Source organism: Gemmatimonadaceae bacterium, assembly GCA_019637355.1.
Taxonomy (GTDB): Bacteria; Gemmatimonadota; Gemmatimonadetes; order Gemmatimonadales; family Gemmatimonadaceae; genus Pseudogemmatithrix.
This window is the reverse complement of record JAHBVT010000001.1, coordinates 232,242-250,724: the sequence shown is the minus strand read 5'-3', so window position 1 is coordinate 250,724 and position 18,483 is coordinate 232,242. Positions and strand designations below refer to the sequence as shown.

Sequence of the window (18,483 nt, the reverse complement as noted above, 5' to 3'; positions counted from 1 at the left end):
CCAACAAGCGCCAATTCCCCTCGATTCAAGTGGACCATTTCGTGGAGACCGCGTGACCCTTCATTTCACGCTCAGCAGCCGGCGCGATGCCGCGTCACAAGTGTACCGACAGATGCGCGATGCGATTCTCGATGGCCGGCTCCACGCGGACGACGCGCTGCCGCCGACGCGGCGTCTGGCCGCGGAACTGGGGCTCTCGCGCACGACAGTGACGGTCGTCTACGAACGCTTGCGGGCCGAGGGCTTCGTGGTAAGCCGAGTTGGAGCCGGTACATTCGTGCGGCCGGGCATTCGGCAGAGGTCGGAGTCGGAGTCGAGGGAGACGCTGTCGGCGCTGACGCCGCGCGCGCTCTGGGAGACCCTGCCGGAGGGCTTGGATATGTCAGGTCCGGCGCCGCGCTTCGATTTCCGTACAGGACTCCCTGATGCACGGCAGTTCCCGTATGCCGCGTGGCGTCGGCGGATGGCGACGCAGTTGCAGCAAATCACCGTGGGAACGGGGGCGCACATCGACGCAGCGGGCCTTCCGGCGCTGCGGGCCGCGATCGCGCGTCATCTCCGCACGTCGCGCGGCCTCACGGTCGCCGCGGACGACGTGCTCGTGACGAGTGGCAGCCAGCAAGCAATCGATCTCGTGACGCGCGTGCTGCTGGAACCGCGGCAGGTCGTGGCGATGGAGGATCCGGGGTACCAGCCGGCGCGGCGGGCGTTCCTCGCGCACGGATGCACCGTGCGTGGAGTCCCGGTGGATGCGGCGGGACTCGTGGTGGATGCGCTTCCGGCGCGTGCGCGACTGGTGTACGTGACGCCGTCGCACCAGTACCCGCTCGGAATTCCGATGTCGATGGAGCGCCGGCAAGCGTTGCTGTCGTGGGCCGCCGCCCATCACGCCGCAGTCGTGGAGGACGACTACGACAGCGAGTTCCGCTTCGGCGGGCGACCCCTTGAGCCACTGCGCAGCCTCGACACCTGCGGCCGTGTGCTCTACGTGGGCAGCTTCTCCAAGTCGATGCTCCCCACGCTCCGCTTGGGCTTCGTGGTGGCACCGTCGACGCTCCACGCGGCGCTACGCAAGGCAAAGCACGCCACCGACTGGCATAGTCCGGTACCGACGCAGGCGGCGCTCGCGCAGTTCCTTGAGGATGGAGTCCTGGCCCAACATCTCCGACGCCTGCGGCGCGCGTTCACCAAGCGTCACGACACGATGCGCGAGCTGCTCACCGGGAAGTTCCGTGGCGTGCTGACGCCGATTGCGGCGCCAGGCGGACTGCACCTTGCCGCGACCTTCGACGACCCGGCGGTCGACGATTGCGGCGTGGCCCAGCGGGCGCACGAGCGCGGAGTGGCGATGTTTCCGCTCTCGCCGAGGTATGTCGATACGCCGCCTCGCTCCGGGCTGCTGCTTGGCTACGGTGGCATTGAGCCCGAGGACATCGCGGAGGGCCTTCGGCGGTTGTCAGAATGCATCTAGCTGTCGGCCACAAGGCGGGAGCTCACTGAGGCACAACTGAGGTAGCTGGAGTTGCGACCCGCCCAACCTTCAGCCGGAGGCTTCAGTCGACATCCACAGCCGTGCGCGAACACCGTGCGCAGGAGCGACCCCTACCGCGGCGCGCAGAGGTGCTGCATTGCTACGTGCGCAAAGGTGCTCGTCATCGCCGGCCCGAAGCCGGGCCGCTGAGGGGCACTGCGCCGGTAGACGCGGTTGGCGCGCTCGTCGTGGTAGATGATGTTCTCGAGCACCGCCACGCGTTGCGCGGCGCAATCGAACAGCGCCGTCGCCCGCGAGCCGGTGATGGGGCCCTGCGGCGTATCCACCGGCTCGGCGTACACGGTGCGCACCGTGGCCTGCTTGAAGCCTGCGGTGTCGCGCACCGATCGCGGATCCACGTAGACCAGATTGCCGGTGGAGGTCTTGCCGATCTCCTGCCAGCGCACGGCGGCTTGGGCGTGGAGCGGCGCCGCAGCGCTCAGTGCCACGACAATGACAATTGGAAGGACGAAGCGCATAGGGTCTATTCGAGTTGCACGAGGCGCACGACGCGCGCCCCGCAGGTGCCGCACTTGCCGATCAAGGCGAGTTCCTTGTCGCGAATCTCGCCTTCGGTGAGGTCGAAATGACGCGTCGCCAGGCAGCGCGTGCAGAAGCCGCTGTCGAGGAGCTTGGCGCGGGTGGCCTCCGGGACGCGGTCCCAGACGGCCTGCGCCTGCGGGGTGAAAGCCATCGCGACCTCCGGCGTGGGGGGTGCCGCTCCACGCCTTGAGGTTCGTACATCGCCCTGCGTTACGCCAGTGGGGGCGCTAGCGGCAAGGCAGCGGCACTCGGGTGTTGCCTGACGTGCCCACCAGCGCGCCGATACCGCCGAAGAAGAGTGCGTTCCCGAGGACCGCGGCGACGGCGGTGCTGCCGTCAGCCTCGGGGTCCGTCGCCGCCCCGACAATGCCAAGCCCAGCCCCGGCGGCGCCCCAGACCAGCGCGCCCTTGCGGCGGTTCTTTCCGACGGCAAGCTCGGCGGACGCACCGGACGTCTGCAGCGCCGTGGGAGCCGCTGAACCGGCTGACTGGATGGCGATGGCCTCGGCCTCGTGTCGGACGACGGTGCCGGAGCGCTGGCTGCCATCCGCGGCGCGGATCTTGACCACGGAGCCCGGGGCGAAGCGGTAGACCGCGCAGCCGTCACGAGCCACGGAATACGGCTCCCAGCTCGCCGGTGCGAAGGCGGTGCCGACCAGTGCTCCGCCGCCGACGCCGACGGCGCCGAATATCACCGAGAAGACCGGGCCCCAGCCGCTCTCGCGCATCTCGGGAATGAGCAGGGGGATCGCCACGCCGACCAGGCCGCCGATCATCGCGCCACGTATGGCACCGGTGCGCCGATCGAAGCCAGTGCGGCGCTCGATGCTAACCTCACCGCGGGCGGCGCGCAGGACCGCCGCGCCGCTGCGCGTCCGGAGGTCCAGCGAGTCACCCGGCCCAAGCTCCATCTCCGCAGGCGTCCACCGGTCGTTGGGTGCGCCCAGCCGCGCGCGCACCGGCGCACCCTGCGCCTCAAGTGCGGAGCCGAGGACGAGAGAGAGGGCGCTGCAGAAGACCAACATTCGGCGCATCGGGAATCCGTCGGGGAAGAGATCGCGATACGCTATCGCCGGGAGCGCGCCCGCGGAATGGTCCTCTCGCCCTATGACTCGTCAGTCCGATTCGGGCGTGGTACTGCGCATCGCCAGGAGACCGGCGGCCGCAAAGAGCGCCGCGGCGATCAAGAACGGAAGGCCTGGCAGGTGGACGATGCCGCCGGGTCGAATCGCCCAGGCGAAGCTCAGGGTAAAGAGGCCCGGCCCGAGCATTCCGGCCACGCCCATCAACGAGCTCGTCGCTCCCTGCAGGCGTCCCTGCTCGCTGGGGCCGACGCGCTTGGACATCGCGCCCATCAACGACGGGTTGAACACACCCGCCGGCGCATAGACGAAGATTGCGAGCCAGAAGAGCGGCACCGCCGCGGCGATGCCGTAGAGCGCGAAGCCCAGCGTCCCGGCCGCGGCGCCGATGGCCATCGCGCGGCGCGCACCGACGCGCCGGACCAGGGGGCGCACGAGCCCGCCCTGCACGAGGATGTTGGCAATGCCGACCACGGCAAGGGAAAGCCCGACCGCCTTGGCGTCCCAGCCATAGCGGTAGCTGGCCCAGATGACGAAGACGCTCGGGAAGACGGTATGGCCGAGGTTGTAGAGGAAGCTCGTGCCGGCGAGGCCGAAGAGTTGGCGGTTGGCCTGCAGGAACCGCAGCGAGCCCAAGGGGTTGGCGCGCTTGAGGTCGAAGGCGGCGCGCTTCTCGGGCGGCAAGGACTCCGGCAGGACGAAGAAGCCATAGGCCGCGTTCACCAACGCCAGCGCGCCCGCCACCCAGAACGGGAGGCGCGGATCGGCGGCACCGAGGATGCCGCCGAGCGCCGGCCCCACGACGAAGCCGAATCCCCACGCGGCGCCGACGAGGCCGAAGGCGGCGGCACGACGCTCCGGTTCGGTGACGTCGGCGATGTACGCGGCGGCGGTGGCGAACCCGGCGGCGGTCATTCCGGAGATGATGCGCCCGACGAACAACCAGCCGAGCGTGGGCGCAAGCGCCATAAAGACGTAGTCGAGTCCGAGGCCGCTGATCGAGAGCAACAGCACCGGGCGGCGGCCGAAGCGGTCGGAGAGCGCCCCGAGCAGCGGCGCACAGCAGAACTGCATCAGCGCCCAGACGGTCCCGAAGAGTCCCACCCACTGTGCGGCGCGCGCGGCATCGAAGTCCACGAACGACTCGATCAGCTTGGGCAGCACCGGAATGACGATGCCGAAGGCGACGATGTCGAGGACGATCGAGACGAAGATGAACGCCAGCGCGGCGCGGCGCGGCGTCACACGGTACCAGGAGGATGGGGACCGCGCGGCGCTCCGCGCAGGTCATCCAGCGCGGGGATGACGGCCAGCAGCAACAGCACGCCGGACAGCGGCACGGTCGTGAGGTAGCCGATGTTGGTGAACCCGAGCGCCCCGACCAAGCCGCCCGCGAAGAAGGCCAGCAGCAACGCTGCGAGGACCGCGAGGCGCTCGCGGTCGGCGGCGACCGGCGCGATGGCGTCCGCGCGAGTGCGATTGAAATACACGAGTTTGCCCAGCTCGATGCCAAGGTCCGTGATGAGTCCGGTCACGTGCGTCGTGCGGATCTCGGCGCGCGAGATCTTCGTGATGACGGCGTTCTGCAGGCCCATCATATAACAGAGCAGGAGCACGGTGACCGAGGTATAGAAGCCGTGCACCTGCGAGAGGCGCGCGCCGAGGAAACCGAAGGCCAGCAGCAGGGCCGATTCGAGCAGCAAGGGCTGGGCGAAGGCGCTGCGCAGGCGGCGGCGCTGCGCGAAGTTGACGAGTATGGCCGTGCTCGCCGCGCCGGCGATGAACGCCAGCACGCCGCCAAGGGCGGTGGCCGCCACGGGCCAGCGGCGCAGGACGACGGCATCGGCCATTTCGGAGACGAGGCCGGTCATATGCGAGGTGTACTGCCCGACGGCGAGAAAGGCCCCGGCGTTGGTAGCACCGGCGACGAACGCCAGGCCCGCCCCGAGATGGACGTTCCCTTGCCGGGAGCGTTCCGGGGCGGTGAGTCGCCGGGCGTAGTCGAGCGGCATAGCGCTGAATCTATGCGGCGCTGCCGCGCTTGCCCTAACGGATGGCTAACGAAACCCTGCGTGCTGGCGTTGGTATGACACGAAGCCCTTCGCCCGCCCAAGAGGCCGCAATGTCAGAAACGAACGCAAGGACAGACGTCTGCAGCGCTGAAGCGACGACGGCCGGCACGGACAGCTGCGCCATCCGCCACGACCGCCGCGACTTCCTCCGCGCCGGCCTGATGGCGGTGGGTGCGCTGGCCACGCTCGGTGTCACGCCGGATCGCCTGAGCGCGCTGGAACGCCGGTTCGCGGTCGGCCGCCGGACGGGCGACGAGTTGCGCTACCCCATCCCCGCCGCCGACGGCGTGACGATCGACACGCCGAACAAGGTGATCCTTGCGCGCGTGGGCGGCGTGGCGCTGGCCTTCGTGCTCGAATGCCCGCACCGCGGCGAGAGCGTGACCTGGCAGGGCGACCGCAACCGCTTCTACTGCCCCAAGCACCGCAGCACCTTCCAGCCGAACGGCACGCTGATCGGCGGCCGCGCCGAACGCGGGCTGGACCGCTACGCGCTGCGGCGCGACGGCGACGAGCTCGTGGTGGACCTCGCGACGAAGCTACGCAGCGACAACGCCGCCACGGACTGGGCGGCGGCGCAGGTCACGCTCTAGCGGCACCGCGCGCCAACCGGGGCGCGCACACACTCCGAGGCGCAATCAAGCCCCGCCCCTACGCCTCGGCGACGTCGGTCTCGCGTACCTCACGCTCCACCGCCGCGCGCAAGATGCTCATAAAGTCCTGCGCATTCGTCACCACGCCGATGGCCTGGTGCGTACCGCGATCCTTGAGCTTGCTGACGAGAAACTCGCTGGCGTCCACACAGATGGTCGGCAACTCCTGCATCCCGCGCTGCGGATCCTCGTAGTACGCGGGCAGCATATTGCCGACCGCAATTGAATGGAGGGCGGTCGCGATCATCACGGCCATCGTGGCCTTGATGGTGTGCGCCCGCGTCGCCTCCTGCGCCTTCACGGCGTCGGTGTGCACGTCAGGCAGCGGGCCGTCATCGCGGATGGATCCGCCGAGCACATAGGGCACGCCCTCGACGACGCAGGCGTGCATAATGCCCTCGGTGATGACGCCCTGCCCCACCGCCGCCTTGATGCTGCCGGCGCGGCGCACGGCGTTGATGGCGCGCATATGCGAGGCGTGCCCGCCGGCGGTGGGCTCGCCCTCGCTGGTCATCCCGAGCGTGGTCCCGACGATCGCCGCCTCGATGTCGTGTACGGCGACGGCATTGCCGGCCAAGAGGGCCTGCACGTAGCCGTTGCGGATGAACCACGCGAGGTTGTCGCGGGCGCGCGAGTGCACGAGCGCCGGACCGGTCACCCAGAGCACGTAGCCGCCGCGGCGCTTTTCCTCGACGAGCATCCGCGCGATCTGCGTGTAGTCGATGGGCTTCTCGCGGCTCACGGTGCTGCTCATAAAGTGGAAGTCGCCGCCGGGGCCCTCGTCGCCGCTGAAGCCGCGGGCGTGCACGAGCACGCCCTCACTGCCATCCTCGGCGCTGCCGACGACCACTTCGTCGCCCGCCTTCACGCGGCGGCCTTCGCGCACCCACCAGGCGTTATCCTTGCCGCGCACGAGCACGCCGTCCATCCGAGGTTCGCGCGGGAGCACCCAGCTCCCGTCGGCGTTCTTGACGTAGGTCGGCAGGTTGGTGGTGGCGAAGAAGCCGTCGGGCAGCACGCCATCGCGCTCGGCGACCACGGTCCGCGCGGCGGGGGCCTTGGCCAGCGGCTTCGCGGTGAAGTCGGGTGGGGTGTAGCGGAGTGTCATCGTCGACTCAGAGAATGCGCTTGCCGAGCGCCGAGCAGATGAGCTCGCAGGCGATCTCGGCGGTGCGGTTGCGTTCGTCAAGGACGGGGTTCACCTCGACCATATCGAGGCCGACGAGCTTGCCGGTGTCGGCGAGCATCTCCATCGCGAGATGGGCTTCGCGGTAGGTCATCCCGCCGGGGACGGCGGTGCCGACGCCGGGCGCCTCTTCCGGATCGATCACGTCCATATCGAATGACACCCAGATGCCGGCGGTGTCGCGTGTCGCGACGGCGATGGCCTGCTCGAGCACCGTGCGCACGCCGCGCTCGTCGAGGCTGCGCATCGTGAACGCGGAGAGCTTCCACTTCTTGATGTGGCTGCGCTCGGCGGCGTCAAGGTCGCGCAGGCCGACCAGCGCGAGGTCGGTGCTGCGCAGCGCGCCTTCCGCGCCGGCGATGCCGACCATCGCCGCGTCGCCGTGCCCGAGCAGCGCGGCCAGCGGCATCCCGTGCACGTTGCCGCTCTTGGAGGTGCCAGGCGTGTTGAGGTCGCCGTGGGCGTCGATCCAGAGCGCGCCGAGATGCTGCCCCTTGGACTTCAGGAAGCGAGACGCGCCGGCGATGCTGCCGGCAGAAAGTGCGTGGTCGCCGCCGAGGACCACGGGAAGCCGACCGGCGCGGAGGGCTTCTTCCGTGCGCGTCGCAACCTCGCTGCACACGTCGGTGATGGCGCCGAGGTAGCGTGCGCCACGTTGCGCGCCGCGGGCGGCATCCTCGCGTAGGGGCACGGAGACGTTACCGATGTCGTCCACGTCGTGGCCGAGCTTGGCCAGGCGATCGCGGAGGTCGGTATAGCGGACGGCGGATGGTCCCATATCCACGCCGCGGCGCGACGCGCCGAGGTCCATTGGGACGCCGATGATGCGAACCTGTGTCATAGCCGGATGCTACAACGGCGGACTGCAACAGACGCGGAAATGCATTCCAATGCAGCGCTTGCACGGCGTATGCCGGCCGCGCTGCATTGGCAGTCAGCGCGCGGGGCGCAGGCTGAGCAGCATTCCGACCGTGACGACGGTGACCGCGCCGATGACGTTGTGCCAGAGGAAGGAGATCGCCGGGTGGTAGGTGGCGACGTACGCCACGGTGCCCATTCCCGCGAGCAGGCCGACGAACGCGCCGAGTCCGCGGGCGCGCGGGATCATCGCCAGCAGGAAGACGCCGAGGATGGACCCGTAGAAGAAGGAACCGAAGCGGTTCACGACCTCGATCAGCGAACCGAGCGTGGCCGCCTTGAGCGCGACCACGCAGGCGAAGGTGCCCCAGAGCATCGTGGCCAACTTGCCGACGCGAAGGTTCTGGCTCTCGCTGGCCGCCGGATTGATCCACCGGATGTAGAAGTCGACGGTGCTGGCGGTGGCCAGCGAGTTGAGTTCGGCGGCGATGCTGCTCATCGCGGCCGCCAGCACGGCGGCGAGGAACAGGCCGGCGAGCCCGATGGGCAGGTGGTCCGTGACGAAGCGCGGGATGATGTAGTTCACGTCACGGGTGGGCCGGCCGAGCGCTTCCTGGGCGGTGGCCAAGGCCTCGCTGCGCACCGCCGTGACGACTTGGTCACTGGCGGCGAAGACGGCGCGATTGTTCGCACGGGCGGCCTCGGCGCGGAGCGAGAGGGCGTCGGCATAACGGGCGTCGAGCGCCGCGAACTCTGCCGGCGCGGCGGCGCGCGCGGCGCGGTCCTGCGCCGGGTTGAACAGCAGCGGCCCGGGCGTGAACACATAGAAGAGGAACACGCCGATGCCCACCAGCAGCACCAGCGCCTGGAGCGGGATCTTCCAGTACGCGCTCATCAACAGCGAGCTGCGCGCCTCGTCCACCGACTTGGCCGCGAGGTAGCGCTGCACCTGGCTCTGGTCTGCCCCGAAGTACGACAGCATCAGGAAGGTGCCGCCGATGAGCCCGGACCAGAACGTGTAGGTGTTGGTGATCGAGAAGGAGAAGTCGAAGGCGTTGAGCTTGCCGGTGCTGCCGGCCAGCGACAGCGCATCCCCGAGCGGAATCGGCAGGCGGGAGATGAGCACGACGACGACGGCAAAGAGTGCGGCGACGATGACCACCATCTGCTTGACGTCGGCCCAGGTGACGGCCCCGACGCCGCCGACGGCGGTGTAGGCGATCGTCGGGATGCCGATCAGCGCGATGGAGATCCAGAGGTCGAGCCCGAGCACCGCCGAGAGCACCACGGCCGGCGCGGCGATGATGGTGCCGCAGGACATCCCGCGCGACAGCAGGAACAGAAGGCTGGTGAGCGAGCGCGTGGCGGGATTGAAGCGCCGCTCGAGGTACTCGTAGGCGGTATAGACCTTGGCGTTGATGAGGAACGGCACCAGCGTGACGCCGAGGATGACCATCGCGATCGGCAAGCCGAAGTAGAACTGCACGAAGCGCAGTCCGTCGGTGGCGCCCTGCCCCGTCGTTCCGATGAGCGTGATGGCCGAGAGCTGGGTGGCCATCACCGAGAGGCCGACGGCCCACCACGGCAACGAGCGGCCTGCGAGGAAGTAGCCTTCGATGGTCGTGGCCCCGCGGGAGCGGCGGATGCCGTCTCCCACGACCCAGAGCAGGTAGGCACCGACGATGGCCCAGTTGATCCAATGCATCGTCAGATTCCGAAGCGCCGCTGGAGCAACCAGAGCAGTGCCAGCGCGATCACCTGGATGGTGAGCACGCTGACGAGGGTGTCACGGACGCGGGGACTAGGCATCGGTCAAAGGTAAGGGGCGAGGAGGCGGGCGAGGCCGTGCCCGATCTTCTTCCACACGGGGCGGCCGTCCACGTCGCTGAGCGTGAGCTCCGACGCGCCGGCAATGCGCATACGCACCTCTTCGTCGAGGCGTTCGGCGAGGCGCGGATCGAAGCATTCCACGTCCAGCTCGAAGTTCAGCCGCAGCGAACGCGGGTCCCAGTTGGACGAGCCGAACAGGACCCAGCTGCGATCGATCACCGTCAGCTTGGTGTGGTCGAAAGGCAACGGCGTCAGGTGCACGCGGCAACCAGGGCGCAGCACCTGCCAGAGTTGGGCGGTGGCGGCCCACTGCACCAGCGGGATGTTCACCTGCGCGGGCAGGACGATGTCCACGCGCACGCCGCGCAGCGCCGCCACGGTCAGCGCGGAAATCAGGCCTTGGTCAGGCAAGAAATAGGGCGTGACGATGCGCACCGACTCGCGGGCGCTGGAGAGCGCGCCGAGCAGGACGGTGCGCAGGATCTCGAGGTCGCCGTCGGGGCCGTCGGTAAAGGCCCGCGCGGTGGTGTCGCCCACCGGCAGCAGCGTCGGATACCACAGCGGCCCGTCGAGCAGCTCCCGCGTGGTGAACGCCCAGTCCTCGGCGAAGACTTCCTGCAATTGGCCGACGATCGGACCCTCAAGCCGGAAGTGTAGGTCGCGCACCATCTGCGGCGGGTTGTCGCGATGGATGTTGCGGGCCTGGATGTTGATGCCGCCAGCGAAGGCCACGCGCCCATCCACCGTAAGCACCTTGCGGTGCGTGCGGAGGTTGAAGAAGGCGAGCCCGGCGTCTCGGATGCCGGGCAGGAAGAGCTCGGCGCGGATGCCTGCCTTGCGCAGCGCGCGGTGCACCGGCGGCCAGGTGTAGCGCGCGCCGACGCCGTCCACGAGCACGCGCACCTCGACGCCTCGCTTCACGGCGCGCCCGAGGGCCTCGATGAACGGGCGGCCGGCGGCGTCCTCGGCGAAGATGTAGCTCATCATCGCGATGCTCGAGCGTGCCTCCTCGATGGCTGCCAGCATCGCGGGGTAGGCCTCGTCGCCGTTGTGGAGCACCTGGACGGCGTTGCCGGTGAGCAGCGGGCGGCCGCTCATCGCCTCGCCGAGGCGCGCCAGCGGCTTGAACTGCTCGGGCACGGTGGACTCGGTCCCGACCCGGGCCACGGCGCTGTCGATCGGCGTGGAGCTCGGGACGCGGCGGCGCGCGCGCTGCAGCTCGGCGGCGCGGCGGCGGATGCGGTTGAGCCCCAGCGCCGCATAAAGTAGCGAGCCGATCACTGGGACCAACCAGATGACGCCCACCCAGGCGATGGCGGCGCGCACGTCGCGCTTCTGCACGAGCACGTGCGAGGTGGCGGCGAGGTTCAGCGCCAGCCACACGGCACCTGTTGCCAGGGGCCACCAGCCAGGCAGGTCGCGCAGGAAACCGAGGTTCATCGCAGAGGGAGGGCAGGCATACGGCGATCTCGACCGGAGACGGGGGACTCGGGCAACCCTTCCAGTACCCCAAACGTACACAGGGGGAACGCCGCCGCGCGCGGGCCCGCGCGTTGCGGACGTCCCCGCGGGGGGCGAAGTTGCATCCTACTGCCTTCAGGAGCACCGATGCCGGTCACGTTCACGGTCAACGGGACGCGCCGTACTCTCGACGTCCCCGACGATATGCCCCTCCTCTGGGTGCTCCGCGAGGAGCTGGACCTCAAAGGCCCCAAGTTCGGCTGCGGGATCGGGTCCTGCGGCGCCTGCACGGTGCACGTCAATGGCAACCCGGTCCGCTCCTGCGTGATGCCGGCCGCAGGTGTCGCCAACGCCAACGTGACGACCATCGAAGGCCTCTCGGCTGACGGCTCGCACCCGCTGCAACGCGCGTGGCAGGACCTCGACGTCCCCCAGTGCGGGTACTGCCAAGCCGGCCAGATTATGCAGGCGGCCGCCCTGCTGCGCCGCACCCCGCGGCCGACGGATGCGGACATCGACGCAGCGATGGAAGGCAACATCTGCCGCTGCGCCACGTACCATCGCATACGCGAAGGCATCCACCGCGCGGTGCAGATCGCCGCCAACAACGATGCGGGCGCCGCCGCCGGGGAGGCCAAGTGAGCGCCGCCGTGGACCGCCGCCACTTCCTCCGCGTCACCGGCATCGCCGGCGGAGGACTGCTCATCGGCACACAGCTCGACTACCGCCTGCCGGAACTCGGCGCCGCCGAGCCCGGCGCCGATGCCGACTTTGCGCCGAACGCCTTCCTCCGCATCACGCGCGACGGACAGGTCACGATCATCGCCAAGAACCCCGAGGTCGGGCAGGGCGTGAAGACCTCGCTGCCGCAACTGATCGCGGACGAGCTCGACGTGCCTTGGGAGTCGGTGACGATCGAGCAGGCCGACAGCGACCCCGCCAAGTACGGCCCGCAGGTGGCCGGCGGCAGCACCGCCACGCCCACCAACTGGGAACCGCTGCGCCGCGCCGGTGCGGTCGGTCGCGCCCTGATGATCAGCGCCGCCGCACAGGTGTGGAACGTCCCCGAAGCCGAGTGCAGCACCTCGGGCGACGCGCGCGTGCATCACCACGCCAGCCGGCGTGTGCTGCGCTACGCCGAGCTCGCCGAACGCGCCGCGACGCTGCCGACGCCCGACGCGGCGGCGGTGCGGATGAAGGACCCCAAGGACTATCGCATCATCGGCAAGCCACTGGGCGGCGTGGACAACGCCAAGATCGTCCGCGGCGCGCCGTTGTTCGGCATCGACGTCTCGGTGCCGGGAATGCTGCACGCGCAGTACATCAAGGCACCGGTGTTCGGTGCCCGCGTGGCCTCGGCAAACCTCGATGCCATCAAGCAGATGCGCGGGGTGCGCGATGCCTTCGTCATCGAAGGCACGACGCAGCTCAACGGATTGCTGCCCGGCGTCGCGATCGTCGCCGACAAGTACTGGAACGCACGCGTGGCCCGCAATGCGCTGCGCGTCACCTGGGCCGAGCACCCGACGGCCCAGCAGTCGAATACGAGCTTCAAGCGGCAGGCGCAGGAGTTCCTGCGCGGGGCGCCGCAGCGTACGCTGGTACGCGTCGGCGAGGCCGGCCCGAGCGCCGCGCTGGGCCGCGTGGTGGAAGCCGAGTATGAGTATCCGTTCCTGGCGCACGCGGCGCTGGAGCCGATGAACTGCACGGCACACTTCAAGGACGGCAAGCTCGAGGTCTGGGCACCGACGCAGAACCCGCAGTCCGGGCGCACGCTCTGCGCCAACACCTTGGGCATCGCGCCGGAAGACATCACCATCCATATGATCCGCGGCGGCGGCGGCTTCGGCCGGCGGCTGAACAACGACTATATGGTCGAGGCGGCGGCCATCGCCAAGCAGGTGGGCGCGCCGGTGAAGCTGACGTGGACGCGCGAGGACGACCTGCAGCACGACTTCTACCGCCCGGCCGGCTACCATAAGCTGCGCGGCGCGGTGGACGCGCAGGGCAACCTCGTGGCCTGGGACAACCACTTCGTCACCTTCGGCGAGGGCAACAGCTTCGCGCCGGCGGCCGGCATCAGCCTCGGCGAGTTCCCGGCCGGCTTCGTACCGAACTTCCACCTCGGCGTCTCGACGATGCCGCTCGGCGTGCCCACGGGCTTCCTGCGCGCGCCGACGAGCAACGCCATCGCCTTCGTGTACCAGAGCTTCCTCGACGAGCTGGCGCTCGCCGCCGGTCGCGATCCCGTGGCGTTCCGCCTCGACCTGCTCGGGAAGTTCGTGGCGCCGCCGCCGCCGAGCGGCCCGGGGCCGCGCCCCTCCTATATGGACCCCGCACGGATGCGCGGGGTGCTCGAGCGCGTGGCGCAGATGTCGGCCTGGGGCACGCGCACGCTGCCCCGCGGCAAGGGAATGGGCGTCGGCTTCCACTTCAGCCATCGCGGCTACTTCGCCGAGGTGGTGGAGGTGACGGTGGCCCGCAACGGTACGCTCACCGTCGACAAAGTCTGGGTGGCCGGCGACGTCGGCAGTGTCATCATCAATCCCAGCGGCGCCGCCAACCAGGTGCGCGGCTCGGTGCTCGACGGCATCGCCGAAGCGCTCAACCAGCAGGTGACCATCGAGGGCGGCGCGGCGCGGGAGTCGAACTTCACGACGTATCCGTTGCTACGCATCACCGGCACGCCGCCGGTGGAGATCGACTTCGTGCTCAGCGACGTGCCGCCGACGGGGATGGGCGAACCGGCCCTGCCGCCGGTGATCCCGGCGCTGACCAACGCGATTTTCGCGGCCACCGGCAAGCGCATCCGCTCGTTGCCGCTCAGCCTGCACGACCTCTCGTGGAGCTAGGCGCGTGAAGACCTGGCTGGAGACGCGGCAGGTACTTGCCCAGCTCGCCGAGTGGCACGCGGCGGGCGTGCCCTGCGCGTTGGCGACCGTCGTGCGCGTGCGCGGTTCGGCCTACCGCCACGAGGGTGCCAAGCTGCTCGTGGCCGCGGACGGACAGCACGTCGGCAACGTCAGCGGGGGCTGCCTCGAGGCGGACGTGCGCGAGGTGGCGTTGCGTGTGATCCGCAGCGGCGTCGCCGAACTGCGCGAGTACTGTGGCGGCGCAGACGAGGTGCAGGCCTGGGACCTCGGCGTCGGCTGCGAAGGCGTGGTCGAGGTGTACGTGGAGCCGGTGCGCGACGCGCGCGACGCCGAGCGCGCGATGATTGCGGCGGAAGTGGCGCACGTCGTGACCACCGACCTCGAGACCGCTGCGCGCACGTGCCGGCCGATGGACGAGCTCAACCTGCTCGACCTCGCGCACGGCAGCGAGGAAGACTCCGAGGTGCAGGGCGAACGCTTCATCGAACTGCTCTACCCGCCGCCGCGCCTGCTCGTCGTCAGCGCCGGTGACGATGCGCGGCACGTTGCGCGGCTCGCAGCCGAGGTGGGATTTCGCGTGGTCGTGGCCGATCGTCGACCCGGCCTGCTCACCGCCGAACGCTTCCCTGCCCCCATCCAGCGCGTCGAGACGGATGCCGCTCGCCTCGGCGAGCGCGTCGTGCTCGACGACGACAGCTACGCCGTCGTGATGACGCACCACTTCGCCGATGACACCGACTATCTGCGCGCCCTCTTGCGCACGCCGGCGCGCTACCTCGGCGTGCTCGGCCCGCGGGCGCGCACGGAGCGCCTGCTCGGCATCCTGCGCGGCGAGGGCCCGGTGGACGAGTCGAGGATCTACAGCCCCGTCGGCCTGGACATCGGCACGGACGGCGCCGAGCAGGTGGCGCTCAGCGTGGTGGCCGAGTTGCTGGCGGTGCGCAGCGGGCGCCGGCCGAAGTCGCTGCGCGAGCGGCGCGCACCGATCCACTCGCCCACGTCGCCCAGCGAGACGTGAGCGACGCGCCGCGGGTGGCGGCCGTGGTGCTCGCGGCCGGTGCGTCGCGGCGGATGGGCCGCAACAAGCTGCTCCTGCCCGTCGAGGGCGAAGCGATGGTGCACCGTACGGTGCGCCGCGTGCGCGACGCCGGCTGCGAGCCGATCGTCGTCGTGACCGGCCACGAGTCGGCGCGGGTGCGCGAGGCGCTGGCCGCGCAGGATCTGCGCTACGCCGAGTCGCCGGACCCGACGGGCCCGACCAGTGCGTCGTTGCACGCCGGACTGCGTGCCCTGCCCAATGACGTGGACGCCGCGCTGGTGATGCTCGCGGATATGGTGCAGGTTACGACGCCGATGCTGCGTGCGCTGGTGGATGGCCTCGCGGCGAGCGACGCGCCACTGGGCGTCTCGCGCTACGGCGACGTGCTGGCGCCGCCGTTGGTGTTCCGCCGCGCCCTGTGGCCCGAGTTACTGGCCTGGCAGGGCGAAGGCTGCGGCAAGGCCGTCGTGCGGGCGCACGAGGGCGAGGCCCAGATGCACGACTGGCCCGAGGCGGCGCTGCAGGACGTGGACACGCCCGAGGACTACGACGCCGCGCGCTAGCGGATGCCGCGCGATTCCATCTCGTCGAAGTACTTGAGCGCGCCGCGCACCTCTGGATCGAGATGCGCTTCCACTAAGTACAGCCCCTCGTTCCCCCACTTGGCGAAGGCCACCGTCGTGACGAGCAGGTGCGTGAGCTGCGCGTCAGTGGCTTCGCCTTCGGGGATCTCGACGCCGCGTTCCTTGGCGAAGGCACGGAAGCCGGCCAGCGCCGCCGCCTCGATCGACGGCGCAGCAGCCAAGGCGGCGGCCGTCGTGAGCCGTGCGCCTTGCTCGGTGACGTAGCCGCCAGCCCAGGTGGTCGGGAGGTCGAGCGCGCTGATGCGTCGCCACCACGCCGGCGGTGCGGGCGCGACGGGAGTCACGATGTCGGGATAGATGCCGCCGCCTCCGTAGACGGTACGGCCTCCCTTGGTCTGGCAGCTCGGGCGACCGACGGTGTCGCGGTCCGCGGCGGCGAGCCGATAGTAGTTGCGCGCGGTGATGCCCTTGTACTGCCGCTGGATGACGCGCCCGCAAGGCGTCTTCAGGTGCCCGACGACGAGCACGAGGATCGAGCCATCGGAGAGCGGAAAGCCACGCATTATCAGCGCCTTGCCGAAGCTGGGGCGGCCAACGACCAACGCACGGTCGTGGTCCTGCAGCGCGCCGACGACGAGCTCGGAGGCGCTGGCCGTGCCGTCGTCGATGAGGACGACGATCGGCCAGGTGCGCGGCGAGCGTAGCCCGCGCCGGACGCGGCCGGTGTCGGGATTGGCGCGGCGCGACTCCGAGGTGTAGACCAAGGTGCCGGTGGGTAGGAACTCGCTGGCGACGTCGAGGGCCTCGTTCACGAGGCCACCACCATTCTGGCGCAGGTCGAGCACCAGTCGACGCGCACCGGCTCCCGCCATTCGATCCATCGCGGAGCGCATCTGCTCGGCGGTGCGGTCGCCGGTGAAGGTCGTGATCCGGATGTATGCCGTCTGCGCGTCGAGCAGAAACGCCGCCGGAACCGAGGTCTCCTCGGCGCGGCGCTCCCGGCGCACGCGCCGGTCCAGTCGCGCGTAGCTGCCGTCGGGCTGGCGCCGCTCGAAGGTGAGCGTGGTCGTGCTGTTGCGCGGACCGGCGAGTTCGATCTCCAGTTCGAGCGCGCTCTCGGCGCGCACCGGCTCGCCGTCCACGGCGACCAGCTCGTCACCCGGGAGGATGTCGACGCGACGGGCCGCCGTCCCGGCGTGCACGTTCGCGACGACCGCCGAGCCACCGACGAAGCTCCATTCGATAGGAACCGGATGCAGGCGACCGGCGCGGAGTTCGTCTTCCTTGCCCGGACTCAGCCGCGCGGCCGGAATCACGTACGAGTGCGGATCCGTGGCCTGCACCATCGCCTGGATGGCCGCCATAAACAGCCGGTGCGAATCCAGTGAGTCCGGATGGTTGACGCGGATCTGGTTGTAGACCTGGCTGAACAGCTGCAGGTCTTCCGCGGCGGTGCGCTGGCGAAGCACCGGCGTCTGCTGCGCCGCAAGCGTCGGCGCAGCGAGTGCCGCGGCGACAACCGCCGCGCAAAGCGAACGGGCGGCCTTCATCGAGCGAGCGCCGTGAGGCGCGTCGTGGCAGTGTTGCGGCGCGGACCATCTCGCACCGATGACAGTGCGAGGTAGCGCTCATAGTGCGTACGCGCGCCGGCATTGTCGCCCGTGGCCGCCAGGGCTTCGGCGAGCAGGAAGTGCGGTGCGGCGTAGTACGGCTCCAACTCGATGGCGCTGCGCAGCGGCACAATGGCATCCTCTGCCTGGCCGGTGGCGAGCAACATCTGGCCGTACACGTACTGGATGTACGGCTCGTCGGTGGCGAGCGTCGCGGCGAGTCCGAGTTCGGAGACGGCGGTGATCGTGTCGTGCTGGGCGAGCGCGAGTCGGCCCAGCTCGATGTGCGGCGGCCAGAAGGAGACGTCCTCTTCCATCGCCCGGCCGAAGGCGGCGCGCGCGGAGTCCGGCTTGTTCTGGCGGATGTGCAGCACGCCGATGCTGTGGTGCAGCATCGCCTTGGAGTCGTAGAACACCACGTACTCACCACGGCGCTCGTCGCGAGTCGTGAGCAACTCAATGGCCTTGGTGAAGCCTTGGATGGCCTCGGTATCACGCGAGCGCAGCGAGAGCGTGCGCGCGCGCTCGATGTGCAGATTCACCGGGTCTCTGGAGCCCCGGATGGCGACATCGTATTCGGTGATGGCGGCGTCGAACTGGCCAGAACCATAGAACACCCACGCTCGCGTCGCCGGGCTCTCGCTGCGCAACTCGAACTGCAGCTCGCGATCGAACTCCCGTCGGGTCAGGCTCCCGCCGCGCCGCCGGTAGCTGTTGTAGTAGTACGTGAACAGCAGCGTGCGGTCGAGCATCCGGTACATCAGAGGATCGAGATTCAGTGCCCGCAGCTGCAGCGAGTCGATCGACCTGAACTCGCGGCTATTCTCGCGCGCGCGACGTCCGCCCTGGAAGTACTGGTTCAGCGTCTGTGGACGACGCGTCAGCAGGGCGATGCGACGTCCGTGCAGTGCACCCGGTGCGGAAGGATCGAGACGCGCGGCCCAGTAGAAGGCATCGGCCGCCACATCCGGCGACTCGGCGGCCGAGGCCATCCCGAGCTCGAGGTAGGCGACGGCGTCGTTGGTGTCCGCACTCGCCGTGAGGCGCGGCCGGCGCACCTCGGGGCCCAGCCTCTGCGCCTCAAGCTCGGCGGCTAGAATCACGACAGCCAAGCTGACCGCGCCGAGAAATGCTCGCATCCTGTGTCTCCGATGGGAGTGT

The 18,483-nt window shown here is 69.7% G+C and carries 17 protein-coding genes; 6 read left to right on the top strand and 11 right to left on the bottom strand.

What is annotated here, in order from left to right:
• Positions 1–52 precede the first annotated feature (52 nt).
• Complete coding sequence (locus KF689_01075; protein ID MBX3131962.1) at positions 53–1,471, top strand: PLP-dependent aminotransferase family protein; 1,419 nt, start codon at positions 53–55, stop codon at positions 1,469–1,471.
• Between the two features lie 131 nt (positions 1,472–1,602).
• On the opposite strand, the gene KF689_01070 is transcribed toward KF689_01075, so the two are convergent.
• The 5 genes from KF689_01070 to KF689_01050 all read right to left on the bottom strand — a co-directional run bounded on the left by KF689_01070 (position 1,603) and on the right by KF689_01050 (position 5,168).
• Positions 1,603–2,010, bottom strand: coding sequence for a hypothetical protein (locus KF689_01070; GenBank protein MBX3131961.1), 408 nt, complete (start codon positions 2,008–2,010; stop codon positions 1,603–1,605).
• A 5-nt stretch (positions 2,011–2,015) separates the two neighbouring features.
• Positions 2,016–2,225 (bottom strand): hypothetical protein, encoded by a 210-nt coding sequence (locus tag KF689_01065; protein ID MBX3131960.1) that lies wholly within the window; start codon positions 2,223–2,225, stop codon positions 2,016–2,018.
• A 76-nt stretch (positions 2,226–2,301) separates the two neighbouring features.
• Positions 2,302–3,108 (bottom strand): hypothetical protein, encoded by an 807-nt coding sequence (locus KF689_01060; protein ID MBX3131959.1) that lies wholly within the window; start codon positions 3,106–3,108, stop codon positions 2,302–2,304.
• 81 nt (positions 3,109–3,189) lie between these two features.
• A complete protein-coding gene (locus KF689_01055; GenBank protein MBX3131958.1) occupies positions 3,190–4,401 on the bottom strand; it encodes a TCR/Tet family MFS transporter in 1,212 nt (403 codons plus the stop codon).
• Complete coding sequence (locus KF689_01050) at positions 4,398–5,168, bottom strand: DUF1275 domain-containing protein (protein ID MBX3131957.1); 771 nt, start codon at positions 5,166–5,168, stop codon at positions 4,398–4,400. Before KF689_01050 ends, KF689_01055 begins: the two co-directional genes overlap by 4 nt.
• Positions 5,169–5,278: 110 nt before the next feature.
• On the opposite strand from KF689_01050, the gene KF689_01045 reads away from it, so the two are divergent.
• Entirely contained in the window at positions 5,279–5,821 is a 543-nt protein-coding gene (locus KF689_01045) for a Rieske (2Fe-2S) protein (GenBank protein MBX3131956.1), read from the top strand.
• Between the two features lie 58 nt (positions 5,822–5,879).
• Here the strand turns inward: KF689_01045 and KF689_01040 are convergent, their stop codons facing one another.
• The 4 genes from KF689_01040 to KF689_01025 all read right to left on the bottom strand — a co-directional run bounded on the left by KF689_01040 (position 5,880) and on the right by KF689_01025 (position 11,195).
• Complete coding sequence (locus KF689_01040; GenBank protein ID MBX3131955.1) at positions 5,880–6,989, bottom strand: hypothetical protein; 1,110 nt, start codon at positions 6,987–6,989, stop codon at positions 5,880–5,882.
• A 7-nt stretch (positions 6,990–6,996) separates the two neighbouring features.
• A complete protein-coding gene (gene rocF, locus KF689_01035; GenBank protein MBX3131954.1) occupies positions 6,997–7,908 on the bottom strand; it encodes an arginase in 912 nt (303 codons plus the stop codon).
• 93 nt (positions 7,909–8,001) lie between these two features.
• Entirely contained in the window at positions 8,002–9,630 is a 1,629-nt protein-coding gene (locus KF689_01030; GenBank protein MBX3131953.1) for a sodium:solute symporter, read from the bottom strand.
• Between the two features lie 107 nt (positions 9,631–9,737).
• On the bottom strand, positions 9,738–11,195 hold the full coding sequence (locus KF689_01025; GenBank protein ID MBX3131952.1) for a PLDc N-terminal domain-containing protein: 1,458 nt from the start codon (positions 11,193–11,195) through the stop codon (positions 9,738–9,740).
• A gap of 168 nt (positions 11,196–11,363) precedes the next feature.
• Here KF689_01025 and KF689_01020 point away from each other — a divergent pair, with 168 nt between their 5' ends.
• From KF689_01020 to KF689_01005, 4 genes are read left to right on the top strand one after another with little or no spacing between them, the layout of a single operon-like run.
• Positions 11,364–11,858: a (2Fe-2S)-binding protein gene (locus tag KF689_01020; protein MBX3131951.1), complete on the top strand. Its 495-nt coding sequence runs from the start codon at positions 11,364–11,366 to the stop codon at positions 11,856–11,858.
• On the top strand, positions 11,855–14,068 hold the full coding sequence (locus tag KF689_01015; protein ID MBX3131950.1) for a xanthine dehydrogenase family protein molybdopterin-binding subunit: 2,214 nt from the start codon (positions 11,855–11,857) through the stop codon (positions 14,066–14,068). The genes KF689_01020 and KF689_01015 overlap by 4 nt, the downstream gene beginning before the upstream one ends.
• A gap of 4 nt (positions 14,069–14,072) precedes the next feature.
• Positions 14,073–15,107 carry an XdhC family protein gene (locus KF689_01010; protein ID MBX3131949.1) on the top strand — a complete coding sequence of 345 codons (1,035 nt, stop codon included), beginning with the start codon at positions 14,073–14,075 and terminating at the stop codon, positions 15,105–15,107.
• The gene (locus KF689_01005) at positions 15,104–15,691 is read left to right on the top strand and encodes a nucleotidyltransferase family protein (GenBank protein MBX3131948.1); all 588 of its coding nucleotides are present in this window, start codon (positions 15,104–15,106) and stop codon (positions 15,689–15,691) included. The genes KF689_01010 and KF689_01005 overlap by 4 nt, the downstream gene beginning before the upstream one ends.
• Here the strand turns inward: KF689_01005 and KF689_01000 are convergent.
• Together KF689_01000 and KF689_00995 are read right to left on the bottom strand one after the other, a co-directional pair.
• Positions 15,688–17,262 carry a PDZ domain-containing protein gene (locus KF689_01000; GenBank protein ID MBX3131947.1) on the bottom strand — a complete coding sequence of 525 codons (1,575 nt, stop codon included), beginning with the start codon at positions 17,260–17,262 and terminating at the stop codon, positions 15,688–15,690. The genes KF689_01005 and KF689_01000 overlap by 4 nt on opposite strands.
• Positions 17,259–18,461 (bottom strand): tetratricopeptide repeat protein, encoded by a 1,203-nt coding sequence (locus KF689_00995; protein MBX3131946.1) that lies wholly within the window; start codon positions 18,459–18,461, stop codon positions 17,259–17,261. Before KF689_00995 ends, KF689_01000 begins: the two co-directional genes overlap by 4 nt.
• Positions 18,462–18,483: the final 22 nt, after the last annotated feature.